Source organism: Ruegeria sp. (assembly GCF_965243365.1).
Taxonomy (GTDB): Bacteria; Pseudomonadota; Alphaproteobacteria; order Rhodobacterales; family Rhodobacteraceae; genus Ruegeria.
The window spans coordinates 3,170,212-3,194,841 of sequence record NZ_CBDEUW010000002.1; the positions used below are offsets into that span (position 1 = coordinate 3,170,212).

A 24,630-nucleotide genomic window follows, 5' to 3' on the forward strand; every position below is an offset into this window, starting at 1 on the left:
ATGAAAACCCTGACAACGACGAAAGAGCTGGCCGATTTCTGTAAAACGGCTTCGGATTACCCCTATGTGACTGTGGACACCGAATTCCTGCGTGAGCGGACCTACTATTCGAAACTGTGTCTGGTGCAGTTGGCGTACCCATCCGAAGATGACGACAGCGCAGTTCTTGTCGACCCGCTGGCCGAAGGCATGTCGCTGGATCCTTTGTACGACCTGTTCCGTAATGAAAACGTGGTCAAGGTGTTCCACGCTGCCCGTCAGGATCTTGAGATTTTCTGGGTCGAGGCAGGGGTTTTCCCGACGCCCTTGTTCGACACGCAAGTCGCAGCAATGGTTTGCAATTTTGGCGAACAAGTGGGGTATGAAACCCTGGTTCGCAAAATCTGCAAGGAAGGCGTCGACAAGACCTCTCGCTTTACCGACTGGTCGCGTCGGCCATTGACGGATGCGCAGAAGGCCTATGCGCTGGCGGATGTGACCCATTTGCGGAAAATCTACGAACATCTGGCGGCTCAGTTGAAAAAAACCAAGCGCAACCATTGGGTGGCCGAGGAGTTGCAGATCCTGACGCGCCCTGAGACTTATGACATCCGCCCCGAGGATGCCTGGCGTCGGGTCAAAACCCGCACGAATTCAGCCAAGTTTCTGGCAGTGGTTCGAGAACTGGCGCAGTTCCGTGAGGCACATGCCCAGGAAAACAATGTTCCCCGCAGCCGGGTCTTCAAGGATGACGCGTTGATCGAGATGGCTTCGACCAAGCCGAAATCACCGTCCGATCTCGGAAGCTCGCGCCTGTTGCTGCGCGAGGCGCGCAAGGGTGTGATTGCCGACGGCATCCTGGCTGCTGTCAAACGTGGGGTGAACTGCCCACCCGAGAAGATGCCAAAGGTCGATAACAGCCGCGACAAGTTGAAGGTCAATCCGGCGCTGGCTGATTTGTTGCGTGTTCTGCTGAAATCCAAGACCGAAAGTGCAGGGGTGGCTGCCAAGCTTATCGCCTCAAGTGCGGATCTGGACCAGATCGCAGCCGGAGAACGCGAAGTTCCTGCCATGACCGGTTGGCGGTTTGAAGTATTTGGCGAAGATGCACTCAAGCTGTGCGACGGCAAGATTGCCCTGGCCGCAAAGGGGCAGACGGTCGAGGTCGTCTCGCTTTAGCGGCGGCGCGATTCCAACGCGTTCTGCGCGCCGACCACTCGAACCAGGCGAATTCCCTGCAATTCCTGCGTTGTCACGTTGATCGCGTCAGATACCATGCGTGATCGTTCGGTTCCCTGATAGGTGGCGTATTCGGGATAATTTACCCGGAACGAGAACTCCATAACGCCATTCTTGGTATTTTCTTCCGAGTCAACGCGGGCGAGCCGGGCGTCAAATGCGCCCTGACGAATAGCCGTGCCCGACACCAGGATAATCGCGCCTGACGGGGTGGGATCGATCCGCAGTTCATCGATTCTGGCAATTGGAACGCTGGTATCTACCGCATCGGGGCGCTGGAACAGGCCGGTACCTTCCCTTTGCGCAGGAACCAGTGCATTTGCGTCGTCCGCCGAGACTTCGACCGGGGCAGAGTTGCTGGAGCCGAACCAGTTCGACGGGTTCACACGCGAGTCGCGCCAGCCGCAGGAGGAAAGAATGAATGTCGAAACCAGAAGAACAGTCAGAGATTTGTGCATGGGCCCAGAGATTTGCGCAGATTTACCTGCACGGAGTTATCGCAATTTCATCGACTTGAAAAGCCACGCAAAGGGGTGGACAGGCGGTTAAGCTGGGCATAGGTGACAATTGTGAACGCGTAACGCAAGGAAAAGCCAAGCCATGGCAACGCCCGCCTTTGAAGAGATCGTTGAGGACTTTGAGTTTCTGGAGGACTGGGAAGACCGGTACCGCCATGTGATCGAGCAGGGCAAGGCGATGGAACCCCTTGAAGATGCGTTGAAAGTGCCAGCGACCAAAGTCAATGGCTGCGCCAGCCAAGTTTGGCTGCACCCGGTGATCGAGAGTGGTGTGTTCCGTTTTGATGGCGACAGCGACGCGCTGATCGTGCGCGGGCTGATTGCAGTATTGCGGAGCCTATACAATGGCTTGCCCGTATCCGAGGTGCCGGGTGTCGACGCCGCTTCCGAACTGGCGAGGTTGGGTCTGAATGACCACCTTTCCGCGCAGCGTTCGAACGGGCTGCGGGCCATGATCGAACGGATTCGCGAGATCGCCTTGGCCAGCGCCTGAATTCAGTCGCGGGTTGCCCAGTCTGCAAGCGTTGTTTCCAGATCACCGTAGCGAGTCATTCTGCGTTCAAAGCTCAATCCCATCTTCTCGGCACAGTCCTTTGCACGACGGGTCAGTTCGGGGTCATCGGTTTGGGCTTGATAAACCAGCTTGGTGTAGTTCCCGAAATACATGTCCCTAAGTTCGGGGTGCCGATCCAGACCCAGCGGCTTCCAGACAAAGGCATCGAATTGGCGGGCCAGAAAATCGGTCAGGTAAAAGGCCGTGGTTTCGTCTTCACTATGCGCTGCGAACGCTTCATTGCCTTCGAAGAAGGAATAGCAATGCGGGCCTTTCACCATCTCGACACCAAGGCGGGCGCAGGCCTGTTGCAATAGCCCTCCGGTGCCGCAATCGGCATAAACAACATAGATGCGATCATAGTTATCGCGATGTTTGGCCACCGCATCCTCAACGGCCTGCGTGATCCGTTCCGGATGCACATGCAGGATCGCGGGCAGGCAGGTCAACGCCATGTGGTCCCAACCGTTGCGGGTTTTCAGGTCCAGTATCTCACGTGCAAGGGCACCGCAGGCGATCAACAGAATCTGCCCGGCGTTTTCCTGGGCGGTGTAGCCTTGCGTTGTCAGGCTTTCGTCGTCTGGTAGTGGCGCTTCGGTCATAGTTTTATCCTCGTCCCAATGTGTGGGCCGCTTACCGATTGGGCAAGGCCCGGGCATGGAACAAAAAAGGCCGCCCAAACCGGACGGCCTTTGATACCGGGTTCCGCGCCTTAACCCGCCAGTTGGTTGTGACGGCGCGAAACAAAGTCCTTTGCGGTTTCCACCGCCACCGCAGCGTCGCGGCAATAGGCGTCGGCGCCGATTGCCTTGCCAAACTCTTCGTTCAAGGGCGCTCCGCCGACCAGGACGATATAGTCATCCCTCAATCCCTGTTCGACCAGCGTGTCGATGACCACCTTCATGTAGGGCATTGTTGTGGTCAGCAGGGCCGACATGCCCAGAATGTCAGGCTTTTCGGTTTCCAGCGCTTCCAGATAGTTTTCAACCGGGTTGTTGATGCCCAGATCGACCACTTCGAAGCCTGCGCCTTCCATCATCATCGAAACAAGGTTCTTGCCGATGTCGTGGATGTCGCCTTTGACGGTTCCGATAACCATCTTGCCGACACGCGGTGCGCCGGTTTCGGCCAGTAGCGGCTTGAGGATCGCCATGCCGCCCTTCATCGCGTTGGCCGCTAGCAGAACTTCGGGCACGAACAGAATGCCGTCGCGGAAGTCGTGACCCACAATGGTCATCCCGCCGACCAGAGCTTTGGTCAGGATGTCGTATGGGGTCCATCCGCGTTCCAGCAGGATGTTTACGCCTTCCTCGATCTCTTCTTTCAGGCCGTCGTAGAGGTCATCGAACATCTGCTCGACGAGTTCATCGTCGTTCAGTTCGGACAGGATGATGTCTTCTTCATCGGACATGGGGTATTTCCCTGAGCTGTTCGGGCCCTCGGGCCGCAGTGGCATTTTTTCCGTTTTGGCCATTTCGTCGCAGGTCTACTGTGACGATTGCGACCTTGGTCGTTCTCAGACCGACCTATAGGTCAAAAATTCATGCTTGGGGACCGATAAATTTGCATGATTATCTTGTGGTCTGTTCACAAAAACATGGGGCCGCCGTGATTTACCCGGCTGAATTTCAACTGACGGCCAGCTTGTTCGCCCTGTGAGCTGCCAATCACGCTCTTGCCTGGAGCGAGGTGTTCCTTTATCACTGCAGAGTGAGAACAAAAACAGAACATAACCGTGTTGTCGGTCGAGGTGCAGCAACAAACACTGCTGGCCGTTTCGAATCTTTCTCGACCGTCGCTGTTCAAGACGGGTGGGAAAGGGACGAAGACCTTCCGATGTTGCGGACAGATGTCCGGGATGAGGTCGCCCGATCTCTGATCACCTATAACAGGTCTCCCGATTTGCCTTTTGATCGATCTATCAACCCGTATCGCGGGTGCGAACACGGATGTATTTACTGTTTTGCACGTCCGTCCCATGCCTATCTTGGGTTGTCTCCGGGTTTGGATTTTGAGACGCGACTGATTGCCCGCCCCAATGCCGCCGATGTTTTGCGGCGCGAACTGGCGGCCCGATCTTACAAAGTTGCGACTTTGGCGATTGGAACCAATACAGACCCTTATCAACCAGTCGAGAAAACCCGATGTATAACAAGAGCATGCCTTGAGGTTCTAAGCGCCTTTCAGCATCCGGTGGGAATGGTAACCAAGGGTGCGCTGATCGAGCGTGACATAGACATTCTTGCCCCGATGGCGCGGCGTGGTCTTGTGCGCGTCGGGATATCGCTGACAACGCTGGACGCAGACTTGTCGCGCAGGATGGAGCCGCGGGCACCGTCACCGCAACGCCGTTTGAAAATGATCCGCCGCCTGGCGCAGGCTGGGATTCCGGTGCGGGTAATGACCTCTCCGATCGTGCCAGGCCTGACGGACCATGAACTGGAGCATCTGCTGGAGGCCGGCAAGGAGGCAGGGGCCGATGCCGCAAGCTGGATCATGCTGCGCTTGCCGCGTGAGGTATCGGACCTTTGGCAAGAGTGGTTGGCCGAGCATGAACCGCAACGAGCCAGCAAGATCATGGCGCGCCTGCGCGAGATGCATGGTGGCAAGGACTATGATCCGCGATGGGGCCATAGGATGCGGGGTGAGGGCACCTATGCCGAGATGATCTCGCAACGTTTCAGAGCGGCTGTCAAACGGTTGGGTCTGGCGACACGATCTGATCCTCTGCGCGAGGACTTGTTTGCTGTGCCACCACAGGTTGGTGATCAACTAAGCCTGTTCTGAAAAAGAACCCCGGCGCAGGGGCCGGGGTTGAAAATCGTTTATTCTCAGCGGTTTTCGATGTCGACGTAGTCTCGCAATGTCTCGCCCAAATACAGCTGGCGCGGACGACCAATCTTGTTCTGTGGATCAGCAATCATCTCTTTCCACTGGCTGACCCAGCCAACGGTGCGCGACAATGCAAAGATGGGCGTGAACATCGAGGTTGGGAAGCCCATCGCCTCAAGGATGATGCCCGAATAGAAATCCACGTTCGGGAACAGCTTTTTCTCAGCGAAATACGGATCTTCCAGCGCTTCCTTCTCAAGCTCTTTGGCCACCTGAAGTTTCGGGTTGTCTTCAATACCCAGCAGGTCCAGCACCTCATCCGCCGACTGCTTCATCACTTTGGCGCGCGGATCAAAGTTCTTGTAGACCCGGTGACCAAAGCCCATCAGGCGGAACGAGTCATTCTTGTCCTTGGCGCGGGCGATGAATTCGGGGATGCGGTCAACCGTGCCGATCTCTTCCAGCATTTCCAGGCAGGCTTGGTTCGCACCACCATGGGCCGGACCCCACAAACAGGCGATACCTGCCGCGATACAAGCAAATGGGTTCGCACCGGAAGACGACGCCAGCCGCACGGTTGATGTCGATGCGTTCTGCTCGTGGTCAGCGTGGAGCGTAAAGATGCGGTCCATCGCACGGCTCAGGATCGGATTGACTTCGTAGTCCTCGGCCGGGACGCTGAAACACATGCGCAGGAAGTTGGACGCATAGTCCAGATCGTTGCGCGGATACACGAAAGGCTGGCCGGTATGGTATTTGTACGCCCATGCCGCGATTGTCGGCATCTTGGCAATCAGGCGATGCGACGCGATTTCGCGCTGGCGCGGATCGGAAATGTCCGTCGAGTCGTGATAGAATGCAGACATTGCGCCCACGACGCCAACCATAATGGCCATCGGATGCGCGTCGCGGCGGAACCCGCGATAGAAATACTGCATCTGCTCGTGCAGCATGGTGTGGCGGGTGATGGTGGTCTCGAACTTTTCCAAGTCTTTTGCGACCGGCAGCTCTCCGTACAGCAGCAGATAGCAGACTTCCAGGAAATGGGATTTCTCGGCCAGTTGGTCGATCGGATATCCGCGATGCAGCAGCTCACCTTTTTCGCCATCGATATAGGTGATGGTGCTGTCGCAACTCGCGGTCGAGGTAAAGCCCGGGTCATAGGTGAAGACACCAGCTTCGCCGTACAGTTTGCGGATATCAACAACGTCCGGACCAGCAGTTGGCGAGTGAACCGGCAACTCGTATTCTTTACCATGAACAGTCAGCGTGGCGGTTTTGTTGCTATCGGTCATTTCGTCCCTTCCTCAGTCATGCGCAAGGCGGACGCTGTCCGGCCATGCGGGCAACGGCTGCACGCAAGCGCGCAGTCCGGGTCTTAGCGGAGCAGCGTTACCCGAATATGAAGGTCGGGTTTAGTTCACTGCATCAGAAAGCCGCGCCAAGGTTTCATCCCGCCCAAGCACGAGCATCATATCAAAAACCGAAGGTGTTACAGCGCGCCCGGCCAGCACCGCACGTAGTGGGCCAGCCAACTTGCCGAACTTTACCCCATTCGCTTCTGCAAACGAATTCAGGCTCTCCTCCAGTCCGTCACGGGACCAGCTAGCATTTTGCAACTGCGGCGTCAATTCTTTCAGTATACCGTCGGATACAGATGCCAAAGCTTTCGATGCTTTCTCATCTGGCTGAATTGGGCGACTCATCAGTACAAAATGCGCTTTTTCAAGCAGTTCCGGGAACGTTCGGGCCCGATCCTTGAGGCAATACATCGCACGTATCAGATCACCGGATTGTGTTGATGTCAGTGGGGGTTGCCCGGCAGCGATCAGATACCCTTCGATTTCATGCTGCAATGCGGCATCATCCGAGACAGCAATGTGCTGACCGCATAGGTTTTCCAGCTTTTTAAAATCAAATCGAGCGGGGCTTTTGCCGATGCCATCCAGATCGAACCACTCCTTCGCCTGTTCGTCGGTAAAGAACTCATCATCACCGTGGCTCCACCCCAGCCGGGCCAGATAGTTGCGCATACCTGCGGCAGGGTAACCCATCGCCTGATATTCCTGCGCGCCCAAAGCTCCGTGGCGTTTGGAAAGTTTCTTGCCGTCCGGTCCATGGATCAGCGGAATATGCGCCCAGACGGGGACATCCCAACCCATCGCCTCGTAGATCATCATCTGACGGGCGGCGTTGTTCAGATGGTCGTCACCCCGGATCACGTGGGTCACACCCATATCGTGGTCATCCACCACAACGGCCAGCATATAAACCGGAGTACCATCCGACCGCAGCAGGATCATGTCATCCAACTGATCATTGCGAATGGCTACGTCACCCTGTACTTGATCGCGAATTACAGTGTTGCCGTCCTGAGGGGCCTTGATACGGATGACAAAGGGCAGGTCAGGGTGGGTAGATTCCTCGGCGCCGCGCCATGGGCTGCGGAACAGGGTGGATTTGCCCTCGGCCCGTGCCTGATCTCTGAACGCTGCGATTTCTTCCTGCGTCGAGAAGCACTTGTAGGCCTTTCCTTCAGCAAGAAGCTGGCGGGCGACCTCGGCGTGGCGCGTTGCGCCTTCAAACTGACTGATAACCTCGCCGTCATGGTCCAGACCCAGCCATTCCATGCCTTGTAAAATAGCGGCCGTCGCCTCCGGCGTGGATCGTTCACGGTCCGTATCTTCAATCCGCAACAGGAACTTGCCGCCGCGACCGCGCGCATAAAGCCAATTGAACAGCGCTGTACGCGCACCACCAATATGCAGAAAGCCGGTTGGCGAGGGGGCAAAACGGGTGACGACCTGATCGGACATGTGGGGATTAACCTTTTGGTAACCGTGGCGGGCATAGAGTTGGCGCCTGTCTAACGAGCCGGAAGGACGGGGGCAACCATGCGTGTTCTGGCCGGGGTCAAGGCCGCGCTGCTCAGACAGCGGGGCCAGCTGTTTCCATGGTCTCCGGTCTGTCTGGCGATCGGGATAGGGCTCTATTTCAGCTTGCGGTTCGAACCTGGGCCGCAGCTTTATGGCTGGGTTCTGGCTTTCTGCGCGATCACCTTGATCGGTAGCCGGTCCTTGTCCGCGGCGTGGTCTCCGCTGGCGGTTGGTGTGGGGCTGATTGCTGCCGGGTTCCTGCTGGCGGGGGCTCGCGCTCATGCGGTTGCAGAGCCGGTCTTGCAATGGCGCTACTATGGCCCGGTTGAGGGGCGGGTCGTGGCGTTGGATCGCTCTGCGTCGGATGCGCTGCGCGTTACGCTGGATCAGGTGCGCATCGGGGATGTGCCAGTTGATCAGCGACCGCAGCGCATCCGGCTGTCCGTTCATGGCGATACGGTTGCTCTGATGCCGGGGCAGAGGATCATGACGACCGCCCATATGTCCCCGCCACAAGGCCCGGTCGAACCCGGAGGGTTTGATTTCCGCCGTCACGCCTGGTTTCAGCGTCTGGGCGCTGTCGGGTACACACGGGTCCCGGTAATGCCCATCGCGCATGCGGATGACGGCCAAAAGGGTGTTCGAGTTACATATTGGCGAATGGCGATCTCAGATCATGTACGAAGTGTTCTGCCGGGTGAGGTCGGTGGCTTCGCCGCAGCCGTAACGACCGGAGACCGCAGCGGGATCGGACAGGCCACATTGGATGCCCTGCGCGCCTCGAACCTTGCCCATTTGCTGGCAATCTCCGGACTGCATATGGGATTGCTGACCGGGTTTATCTTTGTTTGGTGCCGAATGGGACTCGCTGCCATACCGGCACTGGCCCTGCGCTGGCCCACTCGTAAACTCGCGGCGATCTGTGCGCTACTGGCGGCGGCGATCTATCTGTTATTGTCGGGTGGCAATGTCGCGACCGAGCGTGCCTTTGTCATGGTCAGTGTGATGTTCGGCGCTGTCTTGATTGACAAGCGAGCAATCTCAATGCGCGCCGTAGCAGTTGCTGCCCTTATTGTATTGATCTTACGACCGGAATCCCTGTTGAGCCCCGGGTTCCAGATGTCTTTTGCGGCGACCACTGCCCTGGTCGCCGTGTTCGGAGGGTTGCGTGAATTCGGCTCATTGCCCGGTCCGAAATGGACAAAGCCGGTTCTTGGGGTTTTGATTTCATCGGCAATTGCCGGGTTGGCCACGGCTCCGATTGGTGCGGCGCACTTCAATACGATGTCTCACTACGGATTGATTGCCAACCTGGTCTCGGTGCCGGTCATGGGGATAATTGTTGTTCCGGCTGCCGCTGTTGCGGCCTTGCTGGTGCCTTTTGGGCTAGAGTGGTTGGCCCTGACCGTGATGGGGTTGGGATTGCGCTGGATTTTGTGGGTAGCCGATTGGGTATCCGGGCTAAGCGGCGCGCAGGGATATGTCGTCAATCCCCCGGATTTCGTGTTGTCCATGCTGGTGCTGGGCGCGTTGTGGGGTATTCTGTGGCAAGGGCGAGCCAAATATCTGGGCGTGTTACCGGTGGTCGCGGCGTTGATGCTGTGGGGACAGGGGAACCGGCCCGAAGTGCTGGTGGCTGACAATGGCAGCATCGTTGGCGTCATGACTGATGGCGGTCGTGCTCTGAGCAAGGCAAAAGGCAGTGGTTTTGTTGCGTCGGTTTGGTTGGAAAACGATGGGGATGGGGCGGATCAGCCGCACGCGGCAACGCGGTGGCCGCCTGCATCAGACATGGTTCAAAGGTTTCTTCTACCGGACAAAGAACTGATCCACGTGACCGGAAAACGGGCGGCCAGCCAGTTTGCCGAATGTCTTGAAAGCCAGGTCATAATCTCACCGGTTGCACTTGATCTGACCGGGCCATGCAGGGTTTTTGACCCCGAGAAGCTACGGCAAACAGGTAGCGTTGCCTTCGTCGACGGTCTTTTGGTGACAAGTAACAGAACAACCGGGCGGAGGCTTTGGTCGCCTGTCGCCCGGGTTCTTAGGGATCAGTAGCTACGGATCAGGCCCACCAGCCGGCCCTGAACCTTAACTTTCTCTTCAGGCAGAACACGGGTCTCATAGGCCGGGTTTGCAGCTTCAAGCGCGATGGCATTGCCACGCCGGAAGAAGCGTTTCAGCGTCGCCTCCTGATCTTCGACCAGTGCCACCACGATATCGCCATTGTCGGCTGCCGAAGTTTCGCGGATCACAACAACATCCCCATCGTTGATTCCCGCGTCGATCATCGAGTCACCTCGCACCTCAAGCGCATAGTGGTCACCCTGACCGGAGACCATTGTGCCAGGCACTGCCACGTGATGGGAAACATGGCTGATCGCCTCGATCGGGACACCGGCGGCGATGCGACCCATGACGGGCAATTCCATCGCATCCACTTTGACCGGTTCAAAATTGGCCGGGCGCGGCCCGGCAGGGCGGTCGCCGTCAATTACACGTGGAGTGAACCCCGCAGTTGGTTCACCGCCAAGGCTTTCGGGAAGCTTCACGATTTCAATGGCTCGGGCGCGATGGGCAAGGCGTCGGATAAACCCACGTTCTTCCAGCGCTGTGATCAACCGGTGGATGCCCGATTTTGATCGCAGATCCAGCGCGCTTTTCATTTCGTCGAAACTGGGCGGAACACCGTCCGCCTGAACGCGTTTATGGATAAATTCCAGCAAATCCAGCTGTTTTTTGGTCAGCATCGCTCGCACCTCGTGGTTCATGTGTTTTCTTTTGTTCTACGCATGTTCACGTTTTGTGTCAACGGATTTGCGGTCGAGTTATATTGGAAGGTACAAAACCTCGTCCCCGGCGGGGCGTTCGGGGTCGTGCGGATCACGCACGAGAAGCGCGTTGGCCTGGGCAAGCACGCTCAGCAAGGAACTGTCCTGATCCACGCAGGCCCGAATGCCAGTATCATCCACAATTGCACGCATATAATGCTCTCGCGGGCCATTCTTGCCGATTGGTTCAGCAAGTTTGGCGCGTTGAAACGGCGCAAGAACCGTTTCGAGACCCAACATGCGGCGCACTATCGGTGCGAGGAACAGATAGCCGCAGACCATGGCGCTGACCGGGTTTCCCGGTAGGCCGACCATGGCCGCATCGCCCATGCGCCCGGCCATCAAAGGTTTACCCGGCCGCATCCGCACCTTGTAGAACGCGCGCTCCATTCCCTGAGCCTGTGCAACGTCGGAAACCAGATCATACTCTCCAACCGAGGCGCCGCCGATGGTCACGATCAGATCGGTGCCCTGCGCAAGCTGAAAGACCGTTTCCAATGAGCTGACGGTATCTTGCGCGATGGGAAGGATGCGCACATGCGCTCCAACGTCCTCAAGCAACGCTTTGAGTCCAAACGTGTTTGAGGCGATGATCTGATCCGCTCCGGGGTTTTCTCCGGGCATCACCAGTTCGTTTCCGGTAGAAATCAGAGCGACCTCGGGCTTTCGGGTCACGGACAGTTCGGCGATATTCATCGCTGCGATCAGAGCGATGTCTTCTGGCCGCAGTCGACGAGGCGCGGAAATCCGGGTGCCTGTCGAGAAATCAATGCCTGCTGGACGGATGTTGGGTTTGGGTCCGGGGGCGTCCGAGATTGTGATCAGGTTCCCACGGCGGTCGATATTTTCCTGAATGACAACGAAATCCGCGCCTTTGGGCACCGGGGCCCCTGTATATATCCGCACCGCCTGGCCCGGTCCGACTGTTCCGTCAAATCGCTGACCCGCCGCTGCTTCGCCGATGACTTTAAACATCGCGTGCAGTTCGACCTCGGTGGATTTCACGGCGTAGCCATCCATTGACGACGCAGTAAAAGGGGGTTGGTCGCGGGTTGCCGACACATCTTTGATCAGGACTCTACTTGCCGCATCACTCAGCGAGACGGTTTCCGCGGGTAGCGGGGAAACCAGATCGAACAACTGCGCGCGGGCTTCCTCGACGGTAATCATTCCGCCTCGTAACGGCCTGATTTTCCGCCGTCTTTCAGAAGAACGCGGATGCCTCCGATTTCCATCGCCTTGTCCACGGCCTTGGTCATGTCATAGACCGTCAACGCGGCGGTCGACACGGCGGTCAGGGCCTCCATCTCAACTCCGGTCTGACCCGAGGTTTTTACGGTCGCCTCGATCTGAACGCCGGGAAGATCCGGGTCCAGTTTCAGCTCAATCGCGACCTTGGTCACCGGCAAAGGATGACAGAGCGGAATAAGGTCGGGCGTCTTCTTGGCCCCCATGATCCCGGCCAGACGGGCCACACCCAGAACGTCGCCCTTCTTGGCGCGGCCTTCCGAAATGATTTCATAGGTTTGCTGCGCCATCTTAACGTGACCCGCAGCCACGGCTACTCGATCGGTTACAGCTTTGTCAGAGACATCAACCATGTGGGCCTGACCCTGCGCATCGAAATGGGTCAGCGGCATCACATCACCCCGGGAACCAGAGGGTTGGCGAGCAGATCATGCGTGGCCTTTGCCACATCCGCCTGACGCATCAGGCTTTCGCCAATCAGGAAACACCGCGCGCCATAGCGGGCAATATCGGCCAGATCGGCAGATGTATTTAACCCGCTTTCGCAGACGATGGTTCGATCACCCGGAACCAGTTTCGACAATCGCCGTGTGGTATCAAGAGAGGTCTCGAATGTCTTGAGATTGCGGTTATTTATTCCGATCAATGAGCTTTTCAGATCGGTTGCCCGTTGCAGTTCATCTTCGTCATGTACCTCGATCAGAACATCCATGCCCCAGTCAAAAGCCGTCTGCTCCAATTCCGCTGCCTGTGCGTCGCTGACCGAGGCCATGATGATCAGAATGCAGTCAGCACCCAATGCGCGGGCTTCGACTACCTGATACGGGTCATACATGAAATCCTTGCGCAAAGCGGGCAGTGATGTCGCGTCGCGCGCGGCCGTCAGATATTCCTTTGCACCTTGAAAGCTTGGAGTGTCTGTAAGAACAGACAGACAGCTCGCGCCGCCGTCCTCATAGGCTTTGGCCAGCATTGGTGGGTCGAAATCCGGACGGATCAGTCCTTTGGAAGGGCTGGCCTTTTTCACCTCGGCAATCAGGCCATAACCTTTGCGCGCGGCTTTTTGCAGCGCCTCGGCGAAACCACGGGTCTCAGGGGCAGCATTGGCCTCGGACTCCAGTGTTTCCAAAGACTTATTGGCCTTATCTGCGGCGACTTCTTCCAGCTTATAGGCTTTGATCCTGTCCAGAACGGTTTCGGTCATGCGGCTTCCTGTGTGATACGCGCCAGCGTGGCGATCTTGTCTTTGGCCTTGCCGCTGTCGATACTTTCTGCCGCCTTGGCGACGCCTTCGCGCAGATCTGTGGCGGCATCGGCAACAACCAGTGCAGCGGCCGCGTTCAGCAGCACAGCGTCACGATAGGCAGAAGGTGCGCCATCCAGCAAGGCGCGGAAGGCAACGGCGTTTTCTTCGGGCGTGCCGCCGAGGATATCCTCGAACGGATGAACCGGCAGACCAGCGTCTTCGGGATGCACCTCAACCTCGCGAATGGTGCCATCCTCAACCGAAGCAACCCAACTGATGCCCGTGATCGTCAGCTCGTCTGTGCCGTCCGAGCCGTGTACCAGCCAGGCGTGTTCAGAACCCAGCAGGCCAAGGGTCTCTGCCATTGGGCGGATCAAATCCCGACTGAACGCGCCGGTCAGTTGACGTTTGACCCCGGCAGGGTTGGTCAGCGGCCCCAGAATGTTGAAAATGGTACGGGTGCCAAGTTCCTGCCGCGAGGGCATGACATGCGCAATGGCCGGGTGATGCATAGGTGCCATCATAAAACCGATACCGGTTTCTTTCAAAGCCTTTTCAACGGTTTCCGCCCCGACCATCACGTTGATACCCAATTGCCCCAACGCATCCGCGGCGCCGGATTTTGAGCTGAGATTGCGGTTTCCGTGTTTGGCGACTGTCACACCCGCACCAGCAACAACAAAGGCCGTCGCTGTTGAGATGTTGAGCGTGCCTTTGCCATCGCCACCAGTGCCGACAATGTCTATAGCACCGTCCGGGGCCTTCACCGCGTTGCATTTGGCGCGCATGACGGCAGCGGCGGCGGCGTATTCCTCGACGGTTTCACCACGGGTGCGCATCGCCATCAACAGACCGCCAATCTGGCTGGGCGTAGCCGCGCCATCAAAAAGGATGCCAAAGGCCTGTTCAGCCTCGGCACGGGTCAGCGCGCGGTCGGCGGCTGCACCGATAAGCGGTTTCAGGGCGTCGCTCATGCGGGGACTTTCATCTCATTCAGGAAATTCTTCAACAGGGCATGGCCGTGCTCGGAGGCGATGGATTCCGGGTGAAACTGCACGCCGTGAATTGGCAATTCGCGATGTTGCAGGCCCATGATTGTGCCATCTTCCAGCTCGGCGGTGATCTCCAGGCAGTCGGGCAAGGTGTCACGGTCCACAACCAACGAGTGGTACCGTGTAGCCTTAAAGGGCGAGGGTAGACCGTCAAAAACACCTTTGCCGGTGTGGTTCATCGTGCCCATCTTGCCATGCACGATCTCGTGGCAGCGGACGACCTTGCCGCCAAAAGCCTGGCCGATGGTCTGGTGCCCAAGGCAAACACCCATCAGCGGTGTTTTGGTCTCGGCCGCGGCTTCGGTCAGCGCCAGGCAGATACCGGCCTGATCCGGGTCACATGGGCCGGGGCTGAGCAGAATACCGGCCGGGTTCATGGCCATCGCTTCCTGCACATCCAGCGCGTCATTGCGGCGCACGACCATTTCGGCGCCAAGCTCGCCCAGATAGTGGACGAGGTTGTAGGTAAACGAGTCATAGTTGTCGATCAGCAGCAGCATTTTGCACGTGTCTTGTGTTTGAGCATTTCGGGCTGGCGAGGCAGCCCCGAGGCGCGGTATAATGTCGGGACATACATGCTCAGGCTTGTGCGGCAGCGTCAAGGGGACATCCGCCCGCAGCGCACGTGCAAGCGAGTGTCGCGATAGACGGCACCCGGAGTGATGAGGCAAGAAACAACGCGAGAGGCGAGACTTCAATGGGCGGATTTTTTGGTGGATTGATCGCAGGCGCGGTCACCGTTCTGATTCTTAGCGTGGCACTGTCTTTGACCACGCCGCTAACTCGCAAGCCGCAAGTGACCACAATTGCGCCTCAGGTTGCCGATGCTCCGGTGCTTGAAGACACCGAGAATATGGACGGTACCGGACGAGAAGCGGATCTGGTCGATCTGCCGCCTCAGGCGCCAGAAACCCCTGATGAGCAGGCGGATACTCTGGCAGGGCTTGAAGGCGCGGAAGAACCTCCCGCCGCGCAACCGCAAACTGGTGAGATACCTGCATCGCTGGAAGCGCCATCCGTGCCCAGCGAAACCACAATCACCGTTGCGCCCGAAGCTCCGGCCGCATTGGCGGCGACTCCTGTTCCTCAGCGGCCAACCCCCGAAGTTCAACCGGAAACGGTTGCGGAAGCGCCGACGCCACCGGAAGCTCCGGCTGCCGAGCCAGAGGTTGCTGAAACTGTGATTGAAGAACAGCCTGAAGCCGAACCGGAAGTGGCTGAGCAAAATGTTCAGGACGAGGCAGAGGAAGAGCAAATTGCTGTGGTGCAGCCCGAGACCGAAGCGCCGCCCGAGATCGAACTTCCAGAGCTGAAATCCGAGCCGTCTGTCGAAGACAATCCCATCGCCGTTGAAGGTGAAGAAGATACGGCAACACGCACATTACCTCGGATCGCAACGCTGCCGCAGATTGGCAGCGAACAAGTGTCTATAACCACACCTTCAGTTGGGAGACGCATTGTTCCGTTGACCGAACGGGATGACCCGCCGGCCGAAACAGTGGTTGAGGAGCAAGCCCCCCCGGGTAAGCCGATTGAAGAATACGCCGCGAGCTTTGAAAACCCCGAGGCCAAGCCGCTGATGTCGATCATTCTGATCGATGACGAAGGTGCGTATGGGGCTGAGGCGTTGAAAGATTTTCCCTATCCGTTGACCTTTGCAGTGCATCCGACCGACCCCGAAGCAGCCGAAAAAATGGCCCGGCACAGGGCCGCTGGCTTCGAAGTTCTGGCCATGGCTGACTTGCCGGCAGCCGCAAGCGCACAGGACGCCGAGGTTTCAATGTCGGTGTGGCTGGACGAATTGCCCGAAACGGTTGGCATTCTGGAAGGTGTCGACAGTGGTATTCAGGGTAACCGCAAGCTGGCGGATCAGGTTGCTGCGATTGCGGGCGACAGCGGGCGTGGATTGATCACTTTGGGTAAAGGATTGAACACGGTCCAAAAGCTGGCCGCCCGAAATGGCATCCCCTCCAGCGTCGTGTTCCGGGATTTTGATGGGGCCCGACAGGACCCGAACGTCATGCGTCGCTTTCTGGATCAGGCCGCGTTTCGGGCTGGACAGGAGGGCGCAGTGGTCATGCTGGGCCGGGTGCGTCCCGAAACGATCTCGGCCCTGTTGTTGTGGGGGCTGGAGGATCGGGGCAACCGGGTTGCCATGGCGCCCATCTCGGCAGTTATGATGAACGCGGTGCAGTAAAGCCGAATTTGAAAAGAACAGGCGGCAGGATATACTTCTGCCGCCTTTTTCTATGCGTTCCCGTTGCCGGTAAAGCGTGCAGCGTCTGCTGCGGCGCGGCGGATCGCGTTCGATTTATGGACCGTCTCCATAAATTCCGCTTCGGGGTCGCTGTCGTAGACGACGCCACCACCAGCCTGGATATACAGCTTGCGATCTTTCACGATGGCCGTGCGCAGGGCGATACACATATCCATGTCACCGCCCGCGCTGAAATAGCCGACCCCGCCGCCATAGAGCCCGCGCTTTTCCGGCTCAAGCTCATCAATGATCTCCATCGCCCGCACTTTGGGCGCACCCGAGACGGTGCCTGCGGGCATACCGGCAAAGAAGGCATCCAATGCGTCCTTGTCGTCCGCCAAGTCACCCACAACATTGGAAACGATGTGCATCACATGGCTATAGCGCTCGATGATGAACTCTTCGGTCGGGCGAACGGTGCCGATCTTGGATACACGCCCGGTATCGTTGCGGCCCAGATCCAGCAACATCAGATGCTCGGCCAGTTCTTTTTTATCGGCCAAAAGGTCGACTTCGTTGGCCTTATCCTCTTCGGGTGTGGCCCCTCGGGGACGGGTTCCTGCGATGGGGCGGATCGTGACTTCGTTACCAAAGACCCGCACGAGGATCTCGGGGCTGGCACCCACGACCTGAAAGCCGCCAAAGTTGAAATAGAACATGAATGGCGACGGGTTCGTCCGCCGCAGCGAGCGGTAGAGGGCAAAGGGCGGTAGTGGGAAATCCTGCGTCCAGCGTTGTGCTGGCACGACCTGAAAGATGTCACCCGCGCGGATGTATTCTTTGGCCTTTTCGACCGCTTCCATATAGCCGGATTTGGTAAAGTTCGAGACCGGCGGTGCAATCTCTTCGGCCTCTCCCAGATCGCGGGTCTCGGCGGGCATGGCGCGTTCCAGATCGCGCACGGCGTCCATCACTCGCTCTGCGGCCTGCGCATAGGCGGCCTTGGCCGATTGTCCGTCGCTGACCCAGGCAGGGGAAACCACCGTTACCTCGCCTTTGACCCCATCCAGTACCGCTATGACCGAGGGACGCAGCATGATGGCGTCAGGCATGTCCAGCGGGGCCGGGTTCACATCCGGCAGATACTCGACCAGCCGCACCATGTCATACCCCAGATAGCCAAACAGCCCCGCCGCCGCTTGCGGCAGATCGTCGGGCAGCGCGATGCGGCTTTCGGCCAGCAAGGCGCGCAGGTTGTCCATCGGGTTGCCGTCCTGTTGGGTAAAGGCCTCGGCATCGAAACGGGCCGAGAGGTTCAGCTCGGACTGCTCGCCCAGACAACGCCAGATCAGGTCGGGCTTCATGCCGATGATCGAATAACGGCCCCGGACCTCTCCTCCGGTGACCGATTCCAGCATGAACGCGTCCTTTTGCGCGCCCGTCAGCTTGAGCATCAGTGAAACCGGTGTATCCAGATCGGCAGCCAGGCGGGTGTAGACAACCTGATTCTCGCCAGCTTCATAAGCGCGGGCGAAGGTGTCGTACTCGGGTGTCAGGGCCATGTTGGTCTCTTTATTAGTAGCTGGCCTGTACGGCGTTCAGGGCCTGCTGATCCAGCACAGGGCGGGCGCGGGTCTGAGCGTCACGGACATAGACGTCAAAAATGTTCTGGGCCAGTGCCTGATTCAGCTGCGCTGCCAGGGCGTCCTGCATCTGGCGCTGTTCGTCGGTTTCCGCCGGGGGGAGAACTTCGTCCAGACGCACGATCAGGGCGGTGCCCGAACCGGGTACAACACGCAACTCGCCGGGCTCCATTTCGAAGACCTGTGTCATGAAGTTCAGCGGGGCATCCTCCAGAAACGCGGTGCGAGTTAGCGCATTTTCCACCCGAAATGGCAGGCCCGTTGCCGTAAAATCGCCATCCGTTGCAAGCTGGGTCAATACGGTGTTGCCTTGGTCTTGCAGCGCTTTGGCGGTTTCTGCGCGGGTCCACGCGTCAACCACACGCGGACGGGCGGTCTCCAGAAGCTCGGGACGGGGAGGCAGAACCTCATTCAGGCGCAGCGCGAAGATCGAGCCGTCTTCAAGAAACTCGATTTCAGGAAAATCGCCATCTTGGATCGCCTGCGCGACGGTGCGGAATCCATCATACGCAGCGATCCCTTCATCGCTTTGCTGGGTCCAGTCGATCTGGCCAAGCTGCATCTCGGTTTCCGAAGCCAACTCTTCCAAAGTTGCGCCTCCGGCCAGCATATCGTTGATGTCTTCTGCTTGCGCTTCGATCTGGCGGCGGGCGCGGTCAGCCGCCAGTTCCTGGCGTAATTCCGCTTCGGCATCTTCGAAGCTCACGTTGTTTGCGGCGAGTGTTCCGTTAATGCGGAACAGGGCAGGCCCGAAAGTTGACGGCAGAGGGCCAACAACATCGTCAATCTCAGCCGAAAAAACGGCATCAGCTGCGTCGCCCAGATCCTCACGCGTGACATCACCAAGGTCCACATCGCTCAGTTCAAGCTCGCGATCCCGGACCAATTGCTCGAAATCGGCGCCGCCGACTTCCAGTTGTGCCAGTGCTTCGGTGGCCGAGGCATCGTCAGGATAGACCAGCCGTTCGACTAGGCGGCGTTCGGGTTGTTGGTACTGCTCCGCGCGCTGCTCATAAAGACGGCGCAGGTCGTCTTCTTCGACCTGTATGGAATCGATCAGCGTATCGGGGGACAGCACCGCATATGTAAGCTGCTTGGTGCGGGGCAGGGTGAATTGGTCGGTGTTTTCATCATAATACGCTTGAATCTGCTCATCCGCCGGTGCCGGAATTGGCGTTTCCAAAGCGTCGGCAGAGAGAGTCGCCACAGTAAAGCTGCGCCGGGCCAATACATAGTTCGCCAAAGCGTCGGTCAAAGTGCGGGGCATCTGCACACCGCTCATGACAGCGCCTTGAACAATAGTGCGGGCGGACTCTTTGCGCAGGTCTGTTTCAAACTGGGTGTCTGTCATGCCAACCTGTTCCAACTGGAACTGATAGGCGTCACGATCGAATGTACCATTCACGCCTTGAAAGGCGGGGATTTGTACGATTTCTTCCTGCAGGTTCTCGTCACCGATGGAGATACCCAGTTGGGCCACTTCGTTGTCCAAAGCCGCCAGCGCGATGAGGCGCGACAGGGCCAGTTGGTCCAGACCCAGATCATGCGCCTGCGAAATCTGCATGGGCTGACCGGTCTGCGCCTCAACCGCGCGGATCTCGCGCTGCAGCTCGCGTACATACGCATCGACCGAGACATTCTCATCCCCGACCTGAGCAACGCTTCGCACCGTGCCGGTCAGGCTGGTCGCCCCAAACCCAGCAAGGCCCAGCATCAAAAGGCCCATGAGGATCCAGACAAATGTCTTTGATAGGTTTTTCATGCCTGCGGCCATAGTGCCCTCTTTGTGCTTGGGATGGCAGGGGTCTGCCGGTCGTTGCGGCCCTGAATACGATGCGTATCGCCGGGGGGCAAGCTTAGAAGGATAGGGCCTGCAAGCGGTCGAACAATTGCCGGATACCGTCGCGGTCCAGATTGGCGAAGGCCACCCGCACCTGACGTTTCCCGGACGGGCTATGATCCGGCACAAACATTGTTCCCGGCAGCAGCAGGATACCCGCCTCAGACACAAGGCGGCGTGCCAGTTCGTTCGAGGACAGGTCAAACGGATGTTCGAGATAGGCAAAGTAGGCGCCCAGCCCAAGCAGGCGCCAGCCTTTACTGGTCAAGCCTGGCATATGCTCAAGGATTGCAGCCCGCCGGTCGAGGATTTCATCACGTTCGCCTGCAACCCATTGCGACAGGTTCCGCATTCCCCACAGGGCAGCAAACTGACCCATTTGACCGGGGCAGATGGCGACTGTGTCCAGAAACTTTTCGATCTCGTCCAACAGGTCCGGGCCGGTCGCGATTGCGCCTACGCGATGGCCGGTCAGGCGATAGGCTTTTGAGAAGGAATAGAGATGGACAAATGTGCTTTGCCAGTCGGGTTTGCGGAAAAGGTCGTGCGGCGGGCCGCTGCGACTGTCGAAGTCGCGATAGGTCTCATCAACGATCAGCCGGATGCCGTGTTCGACTGCAAGGTCATAGAAGGCACTGACGAGGTTGGCCGGGTATTCAACACCGCCGGGATTATTGGGTGTTACGAGGGCAATTGCACGAGTCTTATCGGTGATAAGAGCGCGGGCAGCATCGGGATCGGGTAACAGATCATCGCCCGTGGCCAAATCAACGGCTTTTACCCCTGCCACATCCAGCCACATTTTGTGGTTAAAATACCATGGGGTTGGCAGGATGATCTCATCCCCTTGATCGGTGATCGCTGAAATCGTGGCGGCAAATGCCTGATTGCATCCCGATGTGATCGCAACCTGATCCGCCGACACCTGTGCCGCATAATGCGCACCAATCTGCTCAGCCAGCTCTGTTCGCAAAGTGTTATTGCCCAGCACGGGCCCATACAAATGTGCGCTGTCTTCGGAGACTGCGAATTCGGCCATTGCCTGTCGCAATGCCAAAGGCGGCGGATCAACCGGGGCCGCCTGGCTGACATTGATCAACGGGCGATCAGCGGAAAATGTGACACCTTCCAGCCAGCGCCGAGCCTCCATCACCGGGGGTGGGAAAGTGGCGCTGGTGCGGGTTTGAGTCATGAGGTTCTGACGGTTTTTTTGCGAGGCTCTGCCTCGCGCTCCGAGGTATTTTAGAACAGAAGAAGATGTGGGATCAGTCGGTGCCCCGATAGGGTTCCACATATTGCAGGGCCATGTCCCATGGGAAAAAGATCCATGTGTCCTGACTGACTTCGGTGATGAAAGTATCGACCATCGGGCGGCCCTTGGGTTTGGCATAAACGGTGGCAAAATGCGCTTTGGGGTACATGTCGCGTACCAGTTCCAGGGTTTTGCCGCTGTCGACCAGATCGTCGATGATCAGAATCCCCTCACCATTACCCATCAGGTCCGCGTTGGGGGCCTTGAGAACCTGCGCCTCGCCCTGTGCCTGATGATGGTAGGATTTTACGCTGACCGTATCGACGGTGCGGATGTCCAACTCTCGGCTGACAATCATTGCAGGGGCCATACCGCCACGGGTAATGGCAACCACCGCGCGCCAGGCGCCGTTGTCGGGGCCTTGCCCGTCCAGCCGCCAGGCCAGGGCGCGCGAGTCGCGGTGGATCTGGTCCCAACTGATATGAAAACCTTTTTCGTGGGGCAGGCGGTCTTTAGAGCTCATGATCTTAACCCTTTTCGACGTCCGGTGCGTCGACGGCTTTCATGCCGACGATATGATAGCCCGAATCCACGTGCAGATTCTCACCAGTCACACCGCTGGACAGGTCGGACAACAGATAAAGGGCTGAATTGCCAACATCGTCGATGGTCACGTTGCGGCGCAAGGGTGAGTTATATTCGTTCCACTTCATGATATAGCGGAAATCACCGATGCCGCTGGCGGCCAATGTTTTGATGGGGCCAGCAGAGATCGAATTGACGCGGATACCATCCTTGCCCAAATCTTCGGCCAGATATTTGACCGATGCCTCAAGTGCGGCTTTGGCAATGCCCATGACATTATAATGCGGCATCACCTGTTCGGCGCCATAGTAGGTCAGCGTGATGGCGCTCCCGCCCTCGGACATCATCTTTTCCGCGCGCTGCATTACGGCGGTGAAGGAATAGACCGACACGTCCATGGTCAGATTGAAATTGGCGCGACTGGTGTCAACATAACGACCGCGTAGTTCGTTCTTGTCAGAAAAGCCAATGGCGTGAACAACGAAGTCCAACTTGCCCCATTTCTGTTCGAGCGAGGCAAACAGCGCATCAATCGAGGCTTCGTCACTGACGTCGCAGGGTAGAACAATCTCGCTGCCCAGTTGGGCGGCCAGCGGATCGACACGTTTTTTCAAAGCGTCGCCCTGATAGGAAAAAGCAAGCTCGGCACCGGCGTCGGACAAGGCGCGCGCGATCCCCCAAGCGATGGATTTGTCATTGGCCAGTCCCATGATGAGGCCGCGTTTTCCGGCCATCAACTGATTTGACATGTTCGGTTCTCCGCCAGTCGTCGCATTGTGTTTGGTTGGTTTATGCCATTGATTGCCTTGCATCAAGGCCATGCGCTCTTGCTCGCAGCGGGTTCTCGCCTTAGGGTTGGCCTCAAGTGTTTCCGGGGGATGGAAATGAGTGAGCGCAGTGGCATTTTTGCCGGCACCAACCCGTTTGAAATTGCGCGGCGATGGCTTGCCGAGGCAGAAGAGGTCGAACCCAACGATCCAAATGCAATCGCGCTGGCGACTGTGGACGATACAGGTTTACCAAACGTCAGGATGGTGTTGCTGAAAGACATCGAGTCGGATGCGTTTGTCTTTTACACAAATTACCACAGTGCAAAGGCGGAAGAGCTGGACAGCGCGGGAAAAGCGGCTTTTGTGATGCACTGGAAATCTTTGCGGCGTCAAATCCGGGTTCGTGGTACAATCACCCGCGAAGACGGCCCCCAAGCCGATGAGTATTATGCTTCGCGCTCTCTCAAAAGTCGGCTGGGTGCCTGGGCGTCGCATCAGTCGCAGCCATTGGAAAGCCGAACCGCATTGATGGCCGAAGTTGCGAAAGTGACGGCCAAGCTGGGGCCTAACCCGCCGCGACCGGAATTCTGGGGAGGGTACCGGTTAAGGCCATCCGAGATTGAATTTTGGGCGGATGGGGCGTTTCGGTTGCATGACAGGTTCCAGTGGAAGTGGGGTTCAGAGCATGCGGAATGGCAGATTCAGAGGTTAAATCCATGACTCTCGCGTATCGTGAAATGCAACAGCCCATAAATAAAGGACTTTTTCCGGTTGAATTTGTGTGCCAATCTCCTAGAAACCATACCCTCAACGAGCTAGCACAATCGTGATGGGAAAACAGTGCCAGAAGATTTGAATAGCATGTACCGCGTCCGTGGACACGTTAAATGGTTCGACCCCGCCAAGGGGTATGGATTTGTTGTGTCCGACGAAGGCGGTCCGGATATTCTGTTGCACGTCAATGTGCTGCGCAATTTCGGTCAAAGCTCGGTCGCAGACGGCGCGGGTATCGAGATTATGACGCATCGAACCGATCGCGGTGTGCAGGCGGTTGAGGTGATCAGCGTTGATCCGCCTGCTCGGGCCGAGTCGATGATGCTGGCGGATTTTGCTGAACTGGACCCGACGGTTATCGCGGCAGCACCGCTGGAAGCCGCGCGGGTCAAATGGTTCGATAAGGGCAAGGGCTTCGGTTTTGCCAATGTATTTGGCAGCAGCGAAGATGTATTCCTGCATATCGAGGTTCTGCGGCGATCCGGCCTTGCGGATTTGCAGCCGGGCGAGGCCTTGGCGATGCGCGTGATCGACGGTAAGCGTGGTCGCATGGCGGCTCAGGTACTGGCCTGGGAAGCAGCCCTGAGCAGTTGATTCTGAGTGATGAAATTTTCCTCGCTTCTGCTGATTCTCATTGTAACGCTAAGCGGGGTCGCCAATGCCGAATGCCGGCCTGATCGCGTTGACCTGAAAAACGGCCAGGCGCAGGTGCGATTCAACATAGAACTCGCCCGGACTCCGCAGGAACGGTCACGTGGCCTGATGTTCCGCGAAAACCTGCCAGCACGGTCGGGGATGCTGTTTGTTTTTGATCCGCCGCAGCGGGTTGCGTTCTGGATGAAGAACACTCTGATCCCGCTGGACATGATCTTTACCGACCGCACTGGATTGGTAACCCACGTGCATGAAGGCGCGATCCCCGGTGATCCGACCCCGATCGAAGGGGGAGATTCGGTTTTTGCCGTACTGGAGGTAAATGCCGGTCTGTCTTCCCGGTACGGCATTCGGCCGGGAACCTGGGTGCGGCACGAAATTTTTTCTCTGGGTCCTGCAATTTGGCCCTGTTAGGGCTTTTCAAATCAGATCGCCGCGTTTAGGAAGGCGCACGGTCCGGGGCGTGGCGCAGTCTGGTAGCGCACCTGTTTTGGGTACAGGGGGTCGTAGGTTCGAATCCTGCCGCCCCGACCACTTCCTT

The 24,630-nt window shown here is 57.9% G+C and carries 24 protein-coding genes and 1 tRNA gene; 9 read left to right on the forward strand and 16 right to left on the reverse strand.

Translation table 11 applies throughout. The annotated features are described in order from the left end of the window. Positions 1 to 1,158 (forward strand): ribonuclease D, encoded by a 1,158-nt coding sequence (gene rnd / locus ACP0GE_RS19435; protein ID WP_424833547.1) that lies wholly within the window; start codon positions 1 to 3, stop codon positions 1,156 to 1,158. On the opposite strand, the gene ACP0GE_RS19440 is transcribed toward rnd, so the two are convergent. Next, complete coding sequence (locus ACP0GE_RS19440) at positions 1,155 to 1,676, reverse strand: hypothetical protein (RefSeq protein ID WP_424833548.1); 522 nt, start codon at positions 1,674 to 1,676, stop codon at positions 1,155 to 1,157. The genes rnd and ACP0GE_RS19440 overlap by 4 nt on opposite strands. A gap of 142 nt (positions 1,677 to 1,818) precedes the next feature. On the opposite strand from ACP0GE_RS19440, the gene ACP0GE_RS19445 reads away from it, so the two are divergent. Next, a complete protein-coding gene (locus tag ACP0GE_RS19445) occupies positions 1,819 to 2,229 on the forward strand; it encodes a SufE family protein (protein WP_424833549.1) in 411 nt (136 codons plus the stop codon). Positions 2,230 to 2,231: 2 nt separating this feature from the next. On the opposite strand, the gene ACP0GE_RS19450 is transcribed toward ACP0GE_RS19445, so the two are convergent. Both ACP0GE_RS19450 and ACP0GE_RS19455 read right to left on the reverse strand, forming a co-directional pair. Continuing rightward, on the reverse strand, positions 2,232 to 2,891 hold the full coding sequence (locus tag ACP0GE_RS19450; protein ID WP_424833550.1) for a DUF1638 domain-containing protein: 660 nt from the start codon (positions 2,889 to 2,891) through the stop codon (positions 2,232 to 2,234). Between the two features lie 110 nt (positions 2,892 to 3,001). Beyond that, positions 3,002 to 3,700 (reverse strand): corrinoid protein, encoded by a 699-nt coding sequence (locus ACP0GE_RS19455; protein ID WP_424833551.1) that lies wholly within the window; start codon positions 3,698 to 3,700, stop codon positions 3,002 to 3,004. Between the two features lie 299 nt (positions 3,701 to 3,999). On the opposite strand from ACP0GE_RS19455, the gene ACP0GE_RS19460 reads away from it, so the two are divergent. Further along, positions 4,000 to 5,076: a PA0069 family radical SAM protein gene (locus ACP0GE_RS19460; protein ID WP_424833552.1), complete on the forward strand. Its 1,077-nt coding sequence runs from the start codon at positions 4,000 to 4,002 to the stop codon at positions 5,074 to 5,076. A 44-nt stretch (positions 5,077 to 5,120) separates the two neighbouring features. On the opposite strand, the gene gltA is transcribed toward ACP0GE_RS19460, so the two are convergent. Then, entirely contained in the window at positions 5,121 to 6,416 is a 1,296-nt protein-coding gene (gltA, locus tag ACP0GE_RS19465; protein WP_424833553.1) for a citrate synthase, read from the reverse strand. 120 nt (positions 6,417 to 6,536) lie between these two features. Further along, the gene (gltX, locus tag ACP0GE_RS19470) at positions 6,537 to 7,937 is read right to left on the reverse strand and encodes a glutamate--tRNA ligase (protein ID WP_424833554.1); all 1,401 of its coding nucleotides are present in this window, start codon (positions 7,935 to 7,937) and stop codon (positions 6,537 to 6,539) included. A gap of 78 nt (positions 7,938 to 8,015) precedes the next feature. Between gltX and ACP0GE_RS19475 the strand changes: the two genes are divergently transcribed. Continuing rightward, positions 8,016 to 10,055: a ComEC/Rec2 family competence protein gene (locus tag ACP0GE_RS19475; RefSeq protein ID WP_424833555.1), complete on the forward strand. Its 2,040-nt coding sequence runs from the start codon at positions 8,016 to 8,018 to the stop codon at positions 10,053 to 10,055. Here ACP0GE_RS19475 and lexA read toward each other — a convergent pair. From lexA to ACP0GE_RS19505, 6 genes are all read right to left on the reverse strand, one after another. Continuing rightward, complete coding sequence (gene lexA / locus ACP0GE_RS19480) at positions 10,049 to 10,747, reverse strand: transcriptional repressor LexA (protein ID WP_424833556.1); 699 nt, start codon at positions 10,745 to 10,747, stop codon at positions 10,049 to 10,051. The genes ACP0GE_RS19475 and lexA overlap by 7 nt on opposite strands. A 78-nt stretch (positions 10,748 to 10,825) precedes the next feature. Then, positions 10,826 to 11,998 (reverse strand): gephyrin-like molybdotransferase Glp, encoded by a 1,173-nt coding sequence (gene glp, locus ACP0GE_RS19485; protein WP_424833557.1) that lies wholly within the window; start codon positions 11,996 to 11,998, stop codon positions 10,826 to 10,828. After that, complete coding sequence (moaC, locus tag ACP0GE_RS19490) at positions 11,995 to 12,468, reverse strand: cyclic pyranopterin monophosphate synthase MoaC (RefSeq protein WP_424833558.1); 474 nt, start codon at positions 12,466 to 12,468, stop codon at positions 11,995 to 11,997. The genes glp and moaC overlap by 4 nt, the downstream gene beginning before the upstream one ends. Next, on the reverse strand, positions 12,468 to 13,280 hold the full coding sequence (trpC, locus tag ACP0GE_RS19495) for an indole-3-glycerol phosphate synthase TrpC (RefSeq protein ID WP_424833559.1): 813 nt from the start codon (positions 13,278 to 13,280) through the stop codon (positions 12,468 to 12,470). The genes moaC and trpC overlap by 1 nt, the downstream gene beginning before the upstream one ends. Beyond that, on the reverse strand, positions 13,277 to 14,296 hold the full coding sequence (gene trpD / locus ACP0GE_RS19500) for an anthranilate phosphoribosyltransferase (RefSeq protein WP_424833560.1): 1,020 nt from the start codon (positions 14,294 to 14,296) through the stop codon (positions 13,277 to 13,279). Before trpD ends, trpC begins: the two co-directional genes overlap by 4 nt. Then, complete coding sequence (locus ACP0GE_RS19505) at positions 14,293 to 14,874, reverse strand: anthranilate synthase component II (protein ID WP_424833561.1); 582 nt, start codon at positions 14,872 to 14,874, stop codon at positions 14,293 to 14,295. Before ACP0GE_RS19505 ends, trpD begins: the two co-directional genes overlap by 4 nt. A 197-nt stretch (positions 14,875 to 15,071) precedes the next feature. Here ACP0GE_RS19505 and ACP0GE_RS19510 point away from each other — a divergent pair, with 197 nt between their 5' ends. Beyond that, on the forward strand, positions 15,072 to 16,571 hold the full coding sequence (locus ACP0GE_RS19510; RefSeq protein ID WP_424833562.1) for a divergent polysaccharide deacetylase family protein: 1,500 nt from the start codon (positions 15,072 to 15,074) through the stop codon (positions 16,569 to 16,571). Positions 16,572 to 16,621: 50 nt separating this feature from the next. Here the strand turns inward: ACP0GE_RS19510 and trpE are convergent, their stop codons facing one another. The 5 genes from trpE to fabI form a co-directional block, all read right to left on the reverse strand. Beyond that, the gene (gene trpE, locus ACP0GE_RS19515; protein ID WP_424833563.1) at positions 16,622 to 18,133 is read right to left on the reverse strand and encodes an anthranilate synthase component I; all 1,512 of its coding nucleotides are present in this window, start codon (positions 18,131 to 18,133) and stop codon (positions 16,622 to 16,624) included. A gap of 13 nt (positions 18,134 to 18,146) precedes the next feature. Continuing rightward, a complete protein-coding gene (locus tag ACP0GE_RS19520; protein ID WP_424833564.1) occupies positions 18,147 to 19,988 on the reverse strand; it encodes a SurA N-terminal domain-containing protein in 1,842 nt (613 codons plus the stop codon). An 82-nt stretch (positions 19,989 to 20,070) separates the two neighbouring features. Next, a complete protein-coding gene (locus ACP0GE_RS19525) occupies positions 20,071 to 21,246 on the reverse strand; it encodes an aminotransferase (RefSeq protein ID WP_424833565.1) in 1,176 nt (391 codons plus the stop codon). Positions 21,247 to 21,319: 73 nt separating this feature from the next. After that, on the reverse strand, positions 21,320 to 21,829 hold the full coding sequence (gene gpt / locus ACP0GE_RS19530) for a xanthine phosphoribosyltransferase (protein ID WP_424833566.1): 510 nt from the start codon (positions 21,827 to 21,829) through the stop codon (positions 21,320 to 21,322). Positions 21,830 to 21,833: 4 nt separating this feature from the next. Continuing rightward, complete coding sequence (gene fabI / locus ACP0GE_RS19535) at positions 21,834 to 22,640, reverse strand: enoyl-ACP reductase FabI (RefSeq protein ID WP_424833567.1); 807 nt, start codon at positions 22,638 to 22,640, stop codon at positions 21,834 to 21,836. Between the two features lie 135 nt (positions 22,641 to 22,775). On the opposite strand from fabI, the gene pdxH reads away from it, so the two are divergent. The 4 genes from pdxH to ACP0GE_RS19555 all read left to right on the forward strand — a co-directional run bounded on the left by pdxH (position 22,776) and on the right by ACP0GE_RS19555 (position 24,623). Beyond that, positions 22,776 to 23,381 (forward strand): pyridoxamine 5'-phosphate oxidase, encoded by a 606-nt coding sequence (gene pdxH / locus ACP0GE_RS19540; RefSeq protein WP_424833568.1) that lies wholly within the window; start codon positions 22,776 to 22,778, stop codon positions 23,379 to 23,381. A gap of 141 nt (positions 23,382 to 23,522) precedes the next feature. Continuing rightward, entirely contained in the window at positions 23,523 to 24,029 is a 507-nt protein-coding gene (locus ACP0GE_RS19545; protein WP_424833569.1) for a cold-shock protein, read from the forward strand. A gap of 9 nt (positions 24,030 to 24,038) precedes the next feature. Then, positions 24,039 to 24,503: a DUF192 domain-containing protein gene (locus ACP0GE_RS19550; RefSeq protein WP_424833570.1), complete on the forward strand. Its 465-nt coding sequence runs from the start codon at positions 24,039 to 24,041 to the stop codon at positions 24,501 to 24,503. A gap of 43 nt (positions 24,504 to 24,546) precedes the next feature. Next, a tRNA-Pro gene (locus ACP0GE_RS19555) sits at positions 24,547 to 24,623 on the forward strand. Positions 24,624 to 24,630: the final 7 nt, after the last annotated feature.

Bases quoted from the DNA above. Each gene is read 5' to 3' on its own strand.
- gltA (WP_424833553.1), bottom strand. From the start codon at position 6,416: ATGACCGATAGCAACAAAACCGCCACGCTGACTGTTCATGGTAAAGAA.
- pdxH (WP_424833568.1), top strand. From the start codon at position 22,776: ATGAGTGAGCGCAGTGGCATTTTTGCCGGCACCAACCCGTTTGAAATT.
- ACP0GE_RS19455 (WP_424833551.1), bottom strand. From the start codon at position 3,700: ATGTCCGATGAAGAAGACATCATCCTGTCCGAACTGAACGACGATGAA.
- trpD (WP_424833560.1), bottom strand. From the start codon at position 14,296: ATGAGCGACGCCCTGAAACCGCTTATCGGTGCAGCCGCCGACCGCGCG.
- lexA (WP_424833556.1), bottom strand. From the start codon at position 10,747: ATGCTGACCAAAAAACAGCTGGATTTGCTGGAATTTATCCATAAACGC.
- fabI (WP_424833567.1), bottom strand. From the start codon at position 22,640: ATGTCAAATCAGTTGATGGCCGGAAAACGCGGCCTCATCATGGGACTG.
- moaC (WP_424833558.1), bottom strand. From the start codon at position 12,468: ATGCCGCTGACCCATTTCGATGCGCAGGGTCAGGCCCACATGGTTGAT.
- trpE (WP_424833563.1), bottom strand. From the start codon at position 18,133: ATGGCCCTGACACCCGAGTACGACACCTTCGCCCGCGCTTATGAAGCT.
- ACP0GE_RS19550 (WP_424833570.1), top strand. From the start codon at position 24,039: ATGAAATTTTCCTCGCTTCTGCTGATTCTCATTGTAACGCTAAGCGGG.
- glp (WP_424833557.1), bottom strand. From the start codon at position 11,998: ATGATTACCGTCGAGGAAGCCCGCGCGCAGTTGTTCGATCTGGTTTCC.
- ACP0GE_RS19525 (WP_424833565.1), bottom strand. From the start codon at position 21,246: ATGACTCAAACCCGCACCAGCGCCACTTTCCCACCCCCGGTGATGGAG.
- ACP0GE_RS19520 (WP_424833564.1), bottom strand. From the start codon at position 19,988: ATGGCCGCAGGCATGAAAAACCTATCAAAGACATTTGTCTGGATCCTC.
- rnd (WP_424833547.1), top strand. From the start codon at position 1: ATGAAAACCCTGACAACGACGAAAGAGCTGGCCGATTTCTGTAAAACG.
- ACP0GE_RS19510 (WP_424833562.1), top strand. From the start codon at position 15,072: ATGGGCGGATTTTTTGGTGGATTGATCGCAGGCGCGGTCACCGTTCTG.
- ACP0GE_RS19445 (WP_424833549.1), top strand. From the start codon at position 1,819: ATGGCAACGCCCGCCTTTGAAGAGATCGTTGAGGACTTTGAGTTTCTG.
- ACP0GE_RS19450 (WP_424833550.1), bottom strand. From the start codon at position 2,891: ATGACCGAAGCGCCACTACCAGACGACGAAAGCCTGACAACGCAAGGC.
- gpt (WP_424833566.1), bottom strand. From the start codon at position 21,829: ATGAGCTCTAAAGACCGCCTGCCCCACGAAAAAGGTTTTCATATCAGT.
- ACP0GE_RS19440 (WP_424833548.1), bottom strand. From the start codon at position 1,676: ATGCACAAATCTCTGACTGTTCTTCTGGTTTCGACATTCATTCTTTCC.
- gltX (WP_424833554.1), bottom strand. From the start codon at position 7,937: ATGTCCGATCAGGTCGTCACCCGTTTTGCCCCCTCGCCAACCGGCTTT.
- ACP0GE_RS19475 (WP_424833555.1), top strand. From the start codon at position 8,016: ATGCGTGTTCTGGCCGGGGTCAAGGCCGCGCTGCTCAGACAGCGGGGC.
- ACP0GE_RS19505 (WP_424833561.1), bottom strand. From the start codon at position 14,874: ATGCTGCTGCTGATCGACAACTATGACTCGTTTACCTACAACCTCGTC.
- trpC (WP_424833559.1), bottom strand. From the start codon at position 13,280: ATGACCGAAACCGTTCTGGACAGGATCAAAGCCTATAAGCTGGAAGAA.
- ACP0GE_RS19545 (WP_424833569.1), top strand. From the start codon at position 23,523: ATGTACCGCGTCCGTGGACACGTTAAATGGTTCGACCCCGCCAAGGGG.